Origin of the sequence: Streptomyces sp. MB09-01, from assembly GCF_033794505.1 — a bacterium.
Classification (GTDB): Bacteria; Actinomycetota; Actinomycetes; order Streptomycetales; family Streptomycetaceae; genus Streptomyces.
Window position 1 is genome coordinate 1 of the sequence record NZ_JARAYQ010000076.1, and the last position, 13,429, is coordinate 13,429.

The 13,429-nt window shown below is 73.5% G+C and carries 17 protein-coding genes; 7 read left to right on the forward strand and 10 right to left on the reverse strand.

Features of this window, described 5'->3' with window-relative positions:
• The coding region (locus tag PV721_RS17875; protein WP_319725333.1) for an alpha/beta hydrolase at nucleotides 1-871 on the reverse strand (871 nt) is incomplete at its 3' end.
• Between the two features lie 140 nt (nucleotides 872-1,011).
• On the opposite strand from PV721_RS17875, the gene PV721_RS17880 reads away from it, so the two are divergent.
• Both PV721_RS17880 and PV721_RS17885 read left to right on the forward strand, forming a co-directional pair.
• Nucleotides 1,012-1,623, forward strand: coding sequence for a helix-turn-helix domain-containing protein (locus tag PV721_RS17880; protein WP_319725335.1), 612 nt, complete (start codon nucleotides 1,012-1,014; stop codon nucleotides 1,621-1,623).
• Nucleotides 1,624-2,822: 1,199 nt separating this feature from the next.
• Entirely contained in the window at nucleotides 2,823-3,038 is a 216-nt protein-coding gene (locus PV721_RS17885; RefSeq protein WP_416371126.1) for a hypothetical protein, read from the forward strand.
• 450 nt (nucleotides 3,039-3,488) lie between these two features.
• Here PV721_RS17885 and PV721_RS17890 read toward each other — a convergent pair whose 3' ends face one another.
• The 3 genes from PV721_RS17890 to PV721_RS17900 all read right to left on the reverse strand — a co-directional run bounded on the left by PV721_RS17890 (nucleotide 3,489) and on the right by PV721_RS17900 (nucleotide 5,531).
• Nucleotides 3,489-4,709, reverse strand: a complete 1,221-nt coding sequence (locus PV721_RS17890; protein WP_319725393.1) for an RNA polymerase sigma factor — start codon at nucleotides 4,707-4,709, stop codon at nucleotides 3,489-3,491.
• 68 nt (nucleotides 4,710-4,777) lie between these two features.
• Nucleotides 4,778-5,137 (reverse strand): YciI family protein, encoded by a 360-nt coding sequence (locus tag PV721_RS17895; RefSeq protein ID WP_319725340.1) that lies wholly within the window; start codon nucleotides 5,135-5,137, stop codon nucleotides 4,778-4,780.
• A 124-nt stretch (nucleotides 5,138-5,261) separates the two neighbouring features.
• Nucleotides 5,262-5,531 carry a hypothetical protein gene (locus tag PV721_RS17900; protein ID WP_319725395.1) on the reverse strand — a complete coding sequence of 90 codons (270 nt, stop codon included), beginning with the start codon at nucleotides 5,529-5,531 and terminating at the stop codon, nucleotides 5,262-5,264.
• 91 nt (nucleotides 5,532-5,622) lie between these two features.
• On the opposite strand from PV721_RS17900, the gene PV721_RS17905 reads away from it, so the two are divergent.
• A complete protein-coding gene (locus PV721_RS17905) occupies nucleotides 5,623-5,961 on the forward strand; it encodes a thioredoxin family protein (RefSeq protein ID WP_319725342.1) in 339 nt (112 codons plus the stop codon).
• 3 nt (nucleotides 5,962-5,964) lie between these two features.
• On the opposite strand, the gene PV721_RS17910 is transcribed toward PV721_RS17905, so the two are convergent.
• Nucleotides 5,965-6,960, reverse strand: a complete 996-nt coding sequence (locus PV721_RS17910) for a BtrH N-terminal domain-containing protein (RefSeq protein ID WP_319725344.1) — start codon at nucleotides 6,958-6,960, stop codon at nucleotides 5,965-5,967.
• Between the two features lie 116 nt (nucleotides 6,961-7,076).
• On the opposite strand from PV721_RS17910, the gene PV721_RS17915 reads away from it, so the two are divergent.
• Complete coding sequence (locus PV721_RS17915; RefSeq protein WP_319725346.1) at nucleotides 7,077-7,430, forward strand: DUF1304 domain-containing protein; 354 nt, start codon at nucleotides 7,077-7,079, stop codon at nucleotides 7,428-7,430.
• Nucleotides 7,427-8,005, forward strand: coding sequence for a TetR/AcrR family transcriptional regulator (locus PV721_RS17920; RefSeq protein WP_319725349.1), 579 nt, complete (start codon nucleotides 7,427-7,429; stop codon nucleotides 8,003-8,005). The genes PV721_RS17915 and PV721_RS17920 overlap by 4 nt, the downstream gene beginning before the upstream one ends.
• Before the next feature lie 83 nt (nucleotides 8,006-8,088).
• Here PV721_RS17920 and PV721_RS17925 read toward each other — a convergent pair whose 3' ends face one another.
• Together PV721_RS17925 and PV721_RS17930 are read right to left on the reverse strand one after the other, a co-directional pair.
• Complete coding sequence (locus tag PV721_RS17925) at nucleotides 8,089-8,295, reverse strand: cold-shock protein (RefSeq protein ID WP_030714758.1); 207 nt, start codon at nucleotides 8,293-8,295, stop codon at nucleotides 8,089-8,091.
• 525 nt (nucleotides 8,296-8,820) lie between these two features.
• Nucleotides 8,821-9,189: an HGxxPAAW family protein gene (locus tag PV721_RS17930; RefSeq protein WP_319725353.1), complete on the reverse strand. Its 369-nt coding sequence runs from the start codon at nucleotides 9,187-9,189 to the stop codon at nucleotides 8,821-8,823.
• A 92-nt stretch (nucleotides 9,190-9,281) separates the two neighbouring features.
• On the opposite strand from PV721_RS17930, the gene PV721_RS17935 reads away from it, so the two are divergent.
• Entirely contained in the window at nucleotides 9,282-9,776 is a 495-nt protein-coding gene (locus tag PV721_RS17935; protein ID WP_319725355.1) for a MarR family winged helix-turn-helix transcriptional regulator, read from the forward strand.
• 67 nt (nucleotides 9,777-9,843) lie between these two features.
• Nucleotides 9,844-11,331, forward strand: a complete 1,488-nt coding sequence (locus tag PV721_RS17940; RefSeq protein WP_416371125.1) for a DEAD/DEAH box helicase — start codon at nucleotides 9,844-9,846, stop codon at nucleotides 11,329-11,331.
• Nucleotides 11,332-11,361: 30 nt separating this feature from the next.
• Here the strand turns inward: PV721_RS17940 and PV721_RS17945 are convergent, their stop codons facing one another.
• The 3 genes from PV721_RS17945 to PV721_RS17955 all read right to left on the reverse strand — a co-directional run bounded on the left by PV721_RS17945 (nucleotide 11,362) and on the right by PV721_RS17955 (nucleotide 13,418).
• Nucleotides 11,362-11,832 (reverse strand): hypothetical protein, encoded by a 471-nt coding sequence (locus tag PV721_RS17945; RefSeq protein WP_319725357.1) that lies wholly within the window; start codon nucleotides 11,830-11,832, stop codon nucleotides 11,362-11,364.
• Between the two features lie 218 nt (nucleotides 11,833-12,050).
• A complete protein-coding gene (locus PV721_RS17950; protein ID WP_319725359.1) occupies nucleotides 12,051-12,698 on the reverse strand; it encodes a GNAT family N-acetyltransferase in 648 nt (215 codons plus the stop codon).
• A 162-nt stretch (nucleotides 12,699-12,860) separates the two neighbouring features.
• Nucleotides 12,861-13,418, reverse strand: coding sequence for an SRPBCC family protein (locus PV721_RS17955; RefSeq protein ID WP_319725361.1), 558 nt, complete (start codon nucleotides 13,416-13,418; stop codon nucleotides 12,861-12,863).
• Nucleotides 13,419-13,429: the final 11 nt, after the last annotated feature.

Consider the following 13,429-nt stretch of genomic DNA (forward strand, 5'->3'; position numbering starts at 1 on the left):
GGGTGGAGGGGTAGGCGTCAATGGCGTCGGCCATCCAGGTGGTGGAGGCGTCCAGGGTGCCACCGATGAAGAGGGAGGGCTGCTTGATCGGGGCTCCGCGGTGGGGGGCGAGGTCCTCCCAGTCACGGTCCATGTTGCGGTAGCGGTTGAGGGCGCCGGTCAGGCCGGTGCGCTCGAACTCCGCCGCGTAGACGCCGAGGTCGTCCTCGCTCAGCCAGGCGGGGAGCTTGCCTGCGGGGAAGCGGTCGCGCAGCTGGCCGCCGGGGGCGACGAAGTGCGGGTCGGGCTCGCCCTGGGCGGGCATGGTGTCGGCGGACAGCGCCGCGTAGAAGCCTGCGAGCCAGCCCCGGACATCGGGCTCGATCTCCGCCTCGGCGCGGCCGGGCTCCTGGAAGTAGGAGACGTAGAACTCCTGCTCAGGGCCGCCCATCTGGCCGAAGATGTCGGTGGGGCGGGGGCCGCCCGGCGGGGCGTAGGGGACGCTCAGCAGGCCGACGGCGCGGAAGACCTCCGGGTGGAGCAGGGCGGAGGCGGCGGCGATGTTGGATCCCCAGTCGTGGCCGACGACCACCGCGCTCTCCTCGCCGAGGGCGCGCACCGCGGCGACGTTGTCCTCCACCAGGTCGAGCATCCGGTAGGCGGCGGTCGCGGCCGGCTTGGAGGAGCGGCCGTAGCCGCGCACGTCGATCGCCACCGCCCGATAGCCGGCGGCGGCGAGGGCCGGGAGCTGGCGGCGCCAGGAGTACCAGGACTCGGGGAAGCCGTGCACGAGCAGGACCAGCGGGCCGGTGCCCTGCTCGACCAGGTGCAGGCGCCAGGCCGGGGTCTCGATGGTGCGGTGGCGGGGCTGGGCGGTCGGCTCGGGCTGCATGGCTTCTCCTCGTTTCGCGTGCGGAGGCGGGTACCCGTCGATCATGCGGCGCCCCGGCCGCCCGACGCGATCGGCGTTGCCATTCTGGCAAGCTCGCAGGACAGGGCGGTGGAGTGGTGCGTATGGAAGGAGCGGGAACGGTGACAGGCGACGACCTGGACGGCACGCTGGCGGCGATGGGGCCCAGGCTGCGGGCCGCGCGCGAGCAGCACGGCGCCACACTCGCCGATATCAGCTGTGCGACGGGCATCTCGCCGAGCACGCTGTCGCGGATCGAGACCGGCCGGCGCAGGCCCACCCTGGAGGTGGTGCTGCAGCTGGCGAAGGAGTACGGCGTCTCCCTGGACGAGCTGGCCGGCACCGCGCCCGCCCCGGTGGCCGGGCCGCGCACCGTGGCGCCGCTGAGCTTCGGCGACGACAAGGCGGTGCTGCCGCTCACCCGGTATGTCGGCGGCTTGCACGCCCACAAGCACGTACTGCCCTCCGTCGAGGATCCGCCCGCGCGGCCCGGGCAGGTGTCCCACGAGGGCTACGAGTGGCTGTGCGTCCTGTACGGGCGGCTGTGGCTCGCGCTGGGCAAGCAGGATCTCGTCCTGGCTGCCGGGGACGTCGCCGAGTTCGACACCCGCACCCCGCACGGGGTGGCGAACGCCGGCCCCGGTGGGCCGGTCGAGTACCTGATCTTGTTCGGGCCGCAGGGCGAACGACTGCGGCCGCGGACCAAGCCGGCCTCCGGTCGCGGGACCCGGTAGCCCGCAGCCCCCGTGACAGATCCAGACCCGGTGCCGCTCAGCGTCGCGCACGGCCGCAGTCCACCAGGCCAGCAGGCCACCAGGCGTCCTCGGCAGCCCCTGCCCCAGACGTTGACCTGGGAGCCGGCCGCAGGACTGGAATGACCTCCAGCACTGCAGGACTGGGTCAGCGCGCACTGGTCGACGCTGGCGGACCGCCCGGCGACTTTGCCGGCGAGCGGGGCGCGACTGGTCCGACCGCCGGCTCCTCCCCGGCGAGAAGACCCTCCATCCCGCCGGAGGGCACTCGTGCTTCTCCGCCACGTCGAAGTCTTCGTAGGTGGAGTCCTAGGGGCAGCTGGCGATCTGGCCGTCACCGACCGCTTGCGCCGTGCAGCCTTGGGGGCGTCAGCGAACGCGGCGCTGAGGTTGCCCTTGACGGTGGCAGTGTTGTTGCTGCCATTCCCGGCAAAGGCGCCACTGAGGTCGCCGTCGACGGTGGCCGTATTCCGGTCCCCTTGCGCGGCCTGAGCGCAGCTGGAGTCGCCGTCCACGGTGGCGGTGTTGCGGTTGCCGATGCCTGCGGCGGCTTCGCTGTTGTCGCCGTCCACCGTGGCCGTGTTGCTGTCGCCGCGGCCCGCGAACCCCGCGGAATTTTCTGTCGCGGCAGAGGAGGGCGAAGCGACACGTGGACCGGGCCGGACAGAACCTCCGGATAGAGCAGCCTCACTCGGCCTGCCCCGGGCCGCAGTCCTGTGGGGCAGCTGCTCGTGCGGCTGGCGGGGCATGGCCGGGTACCCGCCCGACTGGACCACGCTCACCGACGACAAGCCCCCTCTACGAGGCGGGCATCGACTTGTCCGGGTTGATCGCGGACTACGACGCGCACCTGTCGGTGATCCGGGACGGGGCCGTCCGCGACGTTCGCGTCCAGCGGCAGGACCACCGCGTCCGCCACCGACGGGAACGACAGATCCTTCGGCCGAACCGTAAGGTCATCCACGGCCTCGGCCTGGCAGCCCAACCACCTGACCGGAGAGCCCTTTTCGGGCAACCTGGAAGACCCGTCCCGCCACCGACGCCGCCACTCAATGTGGCTAGACCACAGAACGGGAGCCAGAACCGATCGACGTGAACGAAGCCGGGTGTTTCCGGACAACGGCATGTGGTGGGTGGGGGCGCGGGCGAGGGGTGGTTCTTACACTCGCCCGGTGGATTCGATGAGATGTACGTACTGCGGTGGCGTCGGCCTGGAGCCGGGTTTCGTCGAGGACGCGGGCGAGGGGGCCTGGGGGTACGCCCGCTGGATCGCCGGCCCGCTGGAACGGGGGCTGTTCGGGGGTGCCAAACGGCTGGGGCGGCCCCGGCGCCGTATTGAGGCGTACCGCTGCCCGCACTGCTCTCACCTGGAGCTCTTCGCAACCGAAGCCGTCTGAGGGCCAGGGCGCAGGCGGCCGCGGTCCGAGCGGGTCGCGCGCGGCGCCCGTACATGCGCCCGCGCGCCTCCGCACGCCCCTCGCGGGAGGGATGACCGCGTGCCCGCGCGCCAGGACCATGACCGTCACCACCCCAGTCCGGAGCGACTCAACGGTCACGGGAACGATGGGACGACGCTGGCTGGTCACAGGGCCCGGCGGTCACGGAGCCGGTCAAGGAAGTCGGCGTCTCGGGCCAGGGCAGCGGCTTGGCGGACGGTGCGCTGCAGGGACTCCCGGGCCGTCTCAGTGAGGCCTCGGCGTGTGGCCTTCTCCGCCTCGCCGGTGACCGGGCGCCGGCCCGCGGTGCGGTCCAGGGGTGACATCTCCGTGAGGCCCCAGCGGGCCTCGAACTGCTACGCCGTGGTGTGGGTGCGGCGTGCCAAGCGGGTTGGGGCCGTCGCTCCCTGCTCAGAGGCGGGCCGCGCGTCGCAGGAGCAGATTGCGCTCCGGCTCGTTGCGCGTCAGCGAGGCCGCGCGCTCGAACTCCGCCCGGGCCTCCTGCGGCCGGCCGAGCCGCTCCAGCAGGTCGCCCCGTACGGACGGCAGCAAGTGGTAGGTGCGCAGGGCCGGTTCCCGCGCCAGGGCGTCGACCAGCGGCAGGGCCGCCTCCGGCCCCTCGGCCATCGAGACCGCGACGGCCCGGTTCAGCTCCACCACCGGCGAGGGGATCAGCTGCACGAGCCGCGCGTAGAGCGCGGCGATCCGCGGCCAGTCCGTGTCCTCGTAGCGGACGGCCGCCGCGTGGCAGCCGGCGATGGCGGCCTGGACGGAGTACGGGCCGTTCCCGGCCTGACCCAGGGCCCGGGCGCCGCGGGCGATGAGCATGCGGTTCCACCGGGCCCGGTTCTGGTCGGCGAGCAGGACCGCTTCCCCGTCGGGGCCGGTGCGGGTGGCGATCCGGGACGCCTGGAACTCCAGCAGCGCGGCGAGGCCGTGCACCTCGGGTTCCTTGGGCATCAGGCCGGCCAGGACGCGCGCCAGGCGCAGGGCGTCCTCGCAGAGGGCGGGGCGGACGAGGTCGTCCCCGGCGGTGGCCGAGTAGCCCTCGTTGAAGATGAGGTAGATGACCTCCAGGACCGAGGAGAGCCGTGCCTCGCGCTCGGCGCCGGAGGGGGCCTCGAAGGGCACCCCGGCCTTGGCCAGGGTGCGCTTCGCCCGGACGATGCGCTGGGCGACGGCGGGCTCGGAGGCGAGGAAGGCGCGGGCGATCTCCTGGGTCGTCAGCCCGCCCATCAGGCGCAGGGTGAGCGCGATCCGGGCATCGGTGGCCAGGACGGGGTGACAGGAGGTGAAGATCAGGCGCAGCAGGTCGTCGTCGATGTCATCGGGGTCCGCCGGTTCGGCGGGGGGCGGCGAGGCCTCCAGGGTCCGGCCGACCTCGGCGAGCTTGCGCGCGTAGGTCTCCTTGCGGCGGACGAGGTCGATGGCGCGGTGCTTGGCGGTGGCCGTCAGCCAGGCACCCGGCCGGTCCGGGACGCCGGACTCCGGCCACTGTTCGAGCGCGGCGACCAGGGCGTCCTGGGCGATCTCCTCGGCGATCCCGACGTCCCGCACGATCCGGGCGACGCCGGCGATGATCCGCGCGGACTCGATCCTGAACACCGCTTCGACCGCTTGGGCCGCACTCACTGCCGTCACGGCCACCCATCAGAGCAGCCGTGACGAGGCAGGGCAAACGCGGCGCGGACGCCCCGGGATCACATCTCCTCGATCTCCCGGACCTCGGCACCGACGTTCCACTCGGCCGGGTGGATCTCGAGGAACCGCTTGGTCCACTCGAGGGCCTCGGCCTTGTCCTTGCACTGGATGAGGGAGTAGCCGCCGACGACCTCCTTGGTCTCGGTGAAGGGGCCGTCGGTGTAGCTGATCTTCCCGCCGGACCAGTTGACCCGGGTTCCCTCGGGGGTGCGGAGCAGCCCGGCCGTGTCGAGCATGACCCCGGCCTTGTTGATCTCCTCCATGTAGGCGCCCATGTTCTGCAGGAACTCGGGCGGGAACTCGGTGTCGGTGGTGAGCTCCTGCTCATTGATGCGGATCATCGTCAGGAAGCGCGGCATGGTGACTCCTCGGTCGGAGGGCGGGGACGTTCCCCGCCTCTCACCCCTGCGTCGAACGGGAGACGCCCGGATCGACAGCCTCCGGGAAATTCTTCGAAGATTTTCCGCGCACGGCCACCGGACGTCAGCGGCTGTCACCCGTCCAGTCCCAGTGGCGCGGGTCCGCCGCGCGGCGGCGGTAGTGGGCGCGGCCGCCCGCCCCGTAGCGCCCTATCTCGGTGGGGAGCCTGGCCTCCTCGGCGAGCTGGGGCGCGCTCCAGCCGGTGATGTCCAGGAGGAGCCCGTCGAGGGGCCCGCCGACCAGTTCGCCGTAGACGTGGCCGGGGCGCGGGCCGGGGTCGGGGTCGTCGTGGTCGGCGCCGTAGACCCGGCGCCGGAGCATCCTGTCGTCCATGCTGCTCAGCTTCACAGGCGCCACTGACATTGCGGCGATGATGGGGACCGCCCTCCCGATCGCGGGGGCGTACGAGCAAGGAGCGACACGCATGGCACGTCGGGTGCACCAGCCACTGGAGGACCAGGAGTTCGACTTCATCCTGTCGATGACGAACGGGCCCGTTCTCGCCTACTTCTGCGGCACCTGGCCGAAGGCCGTCGAGGCCTGCCGCGCGATGGACGCGGTCGTCGGCGAACTGACCGAGGAGTACGGGACGCGGTTCACGGCCGTCCGCACCGACATGACGCGGTGTCCCGGGCCGACGAGGCGCTACGGGGTGACCGGAGCGCCGACGGCCGTGCTCATCAAGGACGGCGGGGCGGTCGCGAGCCAGGCCGGGCCGATGACGCGTGAGGAGTTCCGGGCCTTCCTGGACGCCGGCCTCTGAGGCTCAGAGCAGGGTGAGGGCCCGCCGCTCCAGCTCCAGGGAGCGGTCCACCAGGGCGGCGCACTCGTCGAACAGGGCGCGCCGCCCCGCCGCGTCCGCCTCCGGGTCGGCGGTGCGGGCCAGCCCCGCGAGCCGGGACCAGCAACCGCCGGAGTCGCGGAAGAGGGCGGCCGCCCCGGGCCGCCCGGCGAGGTCGAGGAAGTCCGCGTACAGCGGCCGGGTGGCGCCGGGGGCGGTCCACTCCTCCTCCAGGCAGGCGTACAAGCGGCGGGTTCCCGCGAGGAAGGCCTCCGGGGTGCCGAAGCGGCGCTCCCAGCCGGCCTTCGTGCGGGTGTCGCGCAGCTGGGCGGCGAGCTTCCCCATCCCGGAGAAGCCGAAGTTGACGTCGAACTTGGTGCCCAGGACCGGACCGGTGAGCCGGGCGGCGGTGGCCGCCACGGCCCCCTCGACGTCGGGGGCTCCGGTCGCGGGGCCGGTGGGCACGATCATCCGGTGGCGGCCCGTGCGGTGCCCGGACCAGGCCGCGCCGAACTCGGCCTCCGCGACCGCGTGCGGGGAGCCCGCGCCGTCGTCGACGTACAGGGTCCCGGCGTCGTATCCGGCGAGGAGCACGGTGTACGGGTCCGCACCCGCCATCTCGTCGGCGTCCCCGGTGGCCGTGTGCCAGGGCAGCCCGGACCGGTTCACGGTGCAGAACACCGGCCGTCCCCCGTCGAGGGCGGCGTACACCCGGTCCCAGCGGGGTTTCGCGCTCCGGAACACCTCGTACGGAATGCGGAGGCGGTCCAGGGCCGACTCCACCCAGGGGTCGGGATGGGCCTGCGCCACGATCGTGAGCAGGGGCGGGCGGCCCGCGTACTCGAAGACGAAGTACATGAAGCCGACTCCCCCGGCCAGGCCCGCCACCAGCGCCTCGTCGTGGGTGCTGCCGAGGGCGTGCCGGACGAGGGTGCTTTCGCGGTGGCGTCCGGTGCCGAAGTCCTCGTGGAGAAGGGTCACCCGACCAGCCTAGGCGCGGGGTACGACGACGGGCCGGAGCGGACTTCCTGTACAGTTGTCCAGGAAATGGGGACCCCGTTCCCTCACCTCCAGTCCCCCGAGAAGTGGAGGCGGCCATGCACACGGTCGCTCAGATCCTGATCGGCCTCGTGGCCGCGCTGCACGTGTACTTCCTGGTCCTGGAGATGTTCCTGTGGGAGCGCCCGCCCGGCCGCGCACTGTCCGGCTTCGACGCCGGCGCCGCCCGACTCACCGCGCCGCTCGCCGCCAACCAGGGCCTCTACAACGGCTTCCTGGCCGCCGGCCTGATCTGGTCGCTCGTCATCGACTCGCTCGCCACGCAGGTCTTCTTCCTCGTCTGCGTGATCGTCGCCGGGGCGTACGGGGCCGCGACCGCCAACCGCCGGATCCTCGTCGCCCAGGCCCTGCCCGGCGCCCTCGCCCTCGGCGCGGCGCTGCTGGCCGCGTGAGCCCGGAGGACCCGCGTACGGGCGACCCGCGCACGGCCCGGACGAAGGGGCGGCTGCGCGAGAGCCTGCTCGCGGAGTGCGCCACCGCACCGCTCGCCGAGGTCAGCGTCTCGGCGGTGGTCCGCCGGGCCGGGGTCGGCCGCGCCACGTTCTACCTGCACTACGAGGACCTCACCGCCCTGGCCGTCGACGCGTGCGCCGACGTGGTGCACGCGGCGGTCGACGCCCTGCACGCCTGGCAGACCGGCCCCGCCGCGCTCCCCCCGGCCCGGCCCCCGGCGGCGCTGGCCGTCTTCCTCGCGGGCGCGGCCGCCCGGGCGCAGCTCTACCGCACCCTGCTCCTGCCGGGCGGCGGCGGTCCGCTCGGCGACCGCCTCCACCGGGAGCTGCGCGAACGCGCCCGCGCCGAGCGCGCGGCCGCGGGAGCCCCGCACCCGGACCTGGTCGCCTCGGCGGTGGCCGCCGCCTTCACCGGCGTCCTCGCGGACTGGCTGCACGGCGCCGTCCCGGCCGACCCGCCCGCCCTGGCGGACCACCTCTGGCGTCTGCTCCTGGCCCTCCACCGGGCCGGGTAGCCGCACGGTCCGGCCCCGGACGCGCGAGGGCCCCGCCGGGGACCGGCGGGGCCCTCCTCACGGGCGTGGCTCGTGAAGCGGCACTACGAGAGGGGAACCACCTGCTCTGCCTGCGGGCCCTTGGGACCCTGGGTGACGTCGTACTCGACCTTCTGGTTCTCTTCCAGCGACTTGAAACCGGTGGTCGCGATCGCGGAGAAGTGCACGAACACGTCGGGGCCGCCGTCGTCCTGCTGGATGAAGCCGAACCCCTTCTCCGAGTTGAACCACTTCACGATGCCTGTTGCCATCTGGCTGATCCTTCTCAACGTTCCACTGCGGGCCGCATATGCGGCCGTCTCGATCCTGCCCAACGGTCCACGACAGCACACGCTGGACGCGGCCAACCGGGGCGCGGCGCGCATTCGAACTTCTGGTCGCCTTGTCCGTGAAAAGGGGGAACAGCTCCTTCCGGAGGCCTTCCGGAAGCCCTTCGAGAGGGGACGAACCTGGGCGGGTTCGCTACGTTCACGGTGCCGGACCGGGTGACCGGCACGGCGGCGGACGAAGCGCCCGGCCGGGCGACGACCACGGCCTGGCGGCGCGACGGGATCTTCCAGGTCTCGGCGGACGCCGGACAGCGGGCACGGACTCGGGAGGCGCTGGCGGCGAGCAGGGGCCCTGCTGTCGCCCCCGCACAAGGTGGGGCTCGCGGACCGGGAGCGCCACACGCCGGCCCGTTTCCACGGGCCGCGGTTCGACGCCCGGGTCCGGCCGCTGCGGCCGGACCCGGGGGACGACACGGAGATCCACTACGGGGAGTTTCACCTGCATGGTCATGCACTGCTGTCCGCAGCGGGCAACGGCACGGCGGATCGGGGCCGAGGGGCTGCTGCTGCGGCTCGGCGCGGTCCGCCGACCCGGCAGCCCAGGCAGTCGGCGTGCCCGGCGTGGGCCCCGGCGTCGCGGGTGCGCCAGTCCCAGTCGGCCTCCGGCCGGGGGCCGCTCGCCTTGCCCCATCCGGCGAGGTGCAGCAGCCAGGTGACGATGCCGGCCGCGGCGACGACGCCGAGGCCGAGCCAGATCCCGGGGGTCCAGGCCGCGCACACGGCGACGCCCGCTCCGGCGAAGCCCAGCAGGGCCAGGGTGGTGCCGGTCCAGCCGGCCACCGTGTGGCCGAGGTCGACGTGGCCGTGCGCGCTCATGATTCTCCCTGGTCGAACGGTCGGCAGTAGGCTCGGAGAGAGGATTCGTTTATCTCACGAGCTAAGTAACTTAGATGCTAAGGAGTATCAGCGTGGAGGGCAAGCCCCGCCCCCCGGCCACGGCCGCGGAGGCGATGTCGCGCATGGACCAGTACGTCGCCCTGGGCATCGTCGGCCAGCAGGAGGTGGCGCAGCGGCTCGGGCTCAACGTCACCGACCTGACCTGTCTGGGCCACATCCTGGGGGCCGGGGAGACCCCGCTGGCCGCCGGCGACCTCGCCGAGCTGGTGGACCTCACGACCGGCGCCGTAACCGGGGTCCTGAACCGCCTCGAACGGGCCGGGTACGCACGGCGCCGGCCGGACCCGTCCGACCGGCGCCGGGTACGGGTGGTGGCCGAGCCCGAGGCGGCGGCCCGGGTCGTCGCCGTCTACCAGCCGTTCTACGACCGGCTGGGCGCCCTGTTCGCCGACTACACCCCCGACGAGGTCGCCGTGATCGCCGACTGGTTCGAGCGCGCCGCGGTCGAGGTCCGCACCCACTGTGCACAGGTGCGCTCCGGGGAGCTGGACACCGGGGAGGCTTAGCCCCCGCTGGTACCATGGATGGTTGACCATCTGCTTCTCATCTGCTTCTTGCTTCGAAAGGTCCTGCATGAGGAACCCGTCAGTTCACGGACGCTTCGGTGTGAAGGGCGGTGCCAAGGCCGGGGCCAAGACCGGCGGCAAGACCCCCCGGAGCATCGGGCCGCAGGGCGAGTTCACGATGCACGAGCCGAAGGTGCCGGGGCTGGCGCCGGTGGCGTCGTTCTCGGAGCTCGACCTGCCCCTTGAGCTGGTGACGACCATGGCCTCCCTGGAGGTCAGGGAGCCGTTCCCCATCCAGGCCGCGACGCTGCCGAACGCGCTGGCCGGCCGCGACGTCCTCGGCCGCGCGCAGACCGGCTCCGGCAAGACCCTGGCCTTCGGCCTGGCGCTGCTGGCGCGTACGGCGGGGCAGCAGGCGGACCCGAAGCGCCCGCTCGCGCTGGTCCTCGTACCGACGCGCGAGCTGGCGCAGCAGGTGACCGAGGCGCTGGAGCCGTACGCGGCGGCCCTGAAGCTGCGGATGGTCACCGTGGTGGGCGGGCTGTCCATCGGCCGGCAGGTGAGCGCGCTGCGCACCGGCGCCGAGGTCGTGGTGGCCACCCCCGGCCGCCTCAGCGACCTCGTCGGGCGGCGGGACGTGCACCTGGAGCGGGTGAAGATCACCGTGCTCGACGAGGCCGACCAGATGTGCGACATGGGCTTCATGCCGCAGGTCACCGAGATCATGGACCAGGTGCACCACGCGGGGCAGCGGATGCTGTTCTCGGCGACGCTGGACCGCAACGTCGACCAGCTGGTGCGCGGCTACCTGAAGGATCCGGTCGCGCACTCCGTCGACCCGCAGGCGGGCGCGGTGACCACCATGGACCACCACGTGCTGCACATCCACGCGGCCGACAAGATCTCGGCGGCGACCGAGATCGCGGCCCGCGACAACCGGGTGCTGATGTTCCTCGACACCAAGCACGGGGTCGACCAGTTCGTGAAGCACCTGCGGGCCATGGGCGTACGGGCGGAGGGGCTGCACAGCGGCAAGTCGCAGCCGCAGCGCACGCGGACGCTGGCCCAGTTCAAGACCGGGGCCGTCACCGTCCTGGTCGCCACCAACGTCGCGGCACGCGGCATCCACATCGACGACCTCGACCTCGTGGTCAACGTGGACCCGCCCGCCGACCACAAGGACTACCTGCACCGGGGCGGCCGTACCGCCCGCGCCGGCGAGTCCGGCCGGGTCGTCACCCTCGTCACCCCGAACCAGCGCCGGGACATCGTCCGGCTGATGGCCGACGCCCGGATCCGGCCGACGATCACCCAGGTCCGGTCCGGGGAGGCGGCGCTCAGCCGGATCACCGGCGCCAAGGCCGCTCCCGGGGTGCCGCTGGCCGGCTCCGCGCCGACCGACGCCAAGGGCCGGCCCTCGGGGTCGGACCTCGGCTTCCGCGGCATCGGCACGCGGCCGGGCTGGCCGGGCAAGGGCAAGGAGTCCCGCAAGACCGTGGAGGCCCGGCAGCAGGCCGAGGCCCGCCGCGCGGCCCGGGTCCGCCGGGGCATCTGACGGGCCGCGGCGCGTCCGCGGCCTGCCGTTTCAGACCGCGGTCCGCCTGCGCAGGCGGACCGCGGCGGCGGTGCGGACGCTGCCGGTGCGGCCGCTGCTCGCCAGCAGGCGCAGCGCCTCGTACGAGGTCAGCGACTGGGCGGCGGTGCGCTGGCACCAGTCGGAGGCCGCGGTGAGCTCCGCGGCGGACCAGGACTCGCCGCGGGTGATGGCCTTGAGCAGGACCCACTCCCGCAGCCGGCGCTCGGGGAAGGCCCGCCCGGCGAGCGCGGCGGCCATCCCCCGGGCCCAGACGGGGAAGCCCTCGTCGGCGAGCAGCCGCGCCGCCCGGCGGTCGAGGTGGGTGACCACCGCACTCTCGGCCATCACAGGATCGGGGTCGCGCAGTACCACGGCCACCGCCTCGGCCTCGGCGCTCCCGCCCGGCGCGACGGCCAGGGCCTCCAGGTGGCGGCCGTAGCGCCAGTGCTCCGGGGGCGTGGCGGCATCGGAACGGCTCATCGGGCGGCGCCTTCGCACGGGTCCCCTGCCCGGGCGCCGGCCGGCAGCGGCTCCCGGACTGCCTCCGTCGACTGCGCCCGGCCACCCGCCCCCGGCGTGACCAGGACCCGCTCCGGCATGCCTATGGCAGGCCGCTGCTGCTTCTTCCCTCTCCCCATGGCACCCATTCCACACGACCGCCGCGGACGGCCGGCCGTCAGGGTGGTGTCAGGGCGTTCTCAGCCCGCGGGGGCCAGCAGCAGGGACTCCGCGCCGACCGGGCGGTATCCGGCGGCCTGGAAGGCGCGGATGCTGCGCGCGTTGCCGGTGGCCTGCTGGGACCAGACCGGCTGCCCGTCGGGGACGAGGTGGCGGGCGGCGCGGGCCAGTTCCCGGCCCAGTCCCCGGTGCCGGACGTCCTCGTCCACTTCGATCGCCGTCTCCCAGCGGCCCGCGACTCCCCGGCCGAGGACGAGGACTCCCCCGTCGGCCGACCAGACCCGTACGTCGTCGCGGCGCTTCAGGGCCCGCCGCACGCGGGGGTGGTCGGGATCGGCCGTCTCCCGGAGCTCGAGCAGGGGTTCGCCGGGCAGCGGGTCCGCGACGGTGAGCAGGTCTATCGTGTCGGTGCTGCGTCCGGTGCGGTCCAGCAGGGCGGCCAGGAAGCGGGCGTTCATGGTGGCCGCGAGTGCGTCGCAGTCGAGGGCGTCGAGGGTGGACCGCACCCAGTCCGGGTCCTCGTCCGTGAACACCACGGAGTGCGCGGTGAAGGCGATGACGCCCGCGTCGCGCCGGTTCTCCTGCGGGACCACCGTGGTGCCGCCGTCCGGGGGCGGGAACCGGCCCTCGGCCGCCGCGTCCAGGATCTCCGTCAGTGTCTGTCCCATGCCCGTCAGCCCTGCCGCTCGGGTGCCATGTCCGCGCTCCTGATCCGTGGTTGTTCCACATGATCTCAGGTGCGGTACGGGCCGGTCCGGCCGGGGACGGCGGAGAGCCGGCCGGCACGGGACCGCGCCGGACGTCCGGGTCCGGCTCTCCGCACCGCGGGTTCAGTCCTCGCGCGTCCCGCGGTTCGGGCGGGTCTCGTGCGCCTCGTGGCCGCCGGAGCCCTGGCCGCCCTCGTGCTCCGGTTCGGGCAGCGGAGCCCCGGTCTCCAGGAGGGTCTTCAGGCTCGACGCGAGCATCGGCCAGGCCCGCCCGCACATGCCGATCAGGGTGCCGCCGGGCTCGAACCCCTCGTGCAGGACGGTCAGCCGTGCCAGGGTGTCGCCGACCGGCTCGATCTCGTACGTCACCTTCGTGCGCGGCTCCTTGGCCAGTTCGGCCCGCAGCTCCTCGGCGATCCCGACCGAGGCCGCCCACTGCGGGCTGAAGGTGTGCCAGGTGTAGGAGAGGACGCGGTCCGGGATGCAGTCGAGGACCACCTGCTCGGGGTCGCTGGTGCGGGCCCCGCGCTCCACCCAGTCCATCGGCGAGCCCACCGCCCAGTCGGTCTCGAAGCTCAGGCCCCAGTACCGGCGGGTGAAGGCGGGGTCGGTCAGGGCCTGCCACACCCGGGCGGGATCGGCCTGGATGTACAGCGTGTAGGTGATCGCACTGTCGCTCATGGCCCCATGCT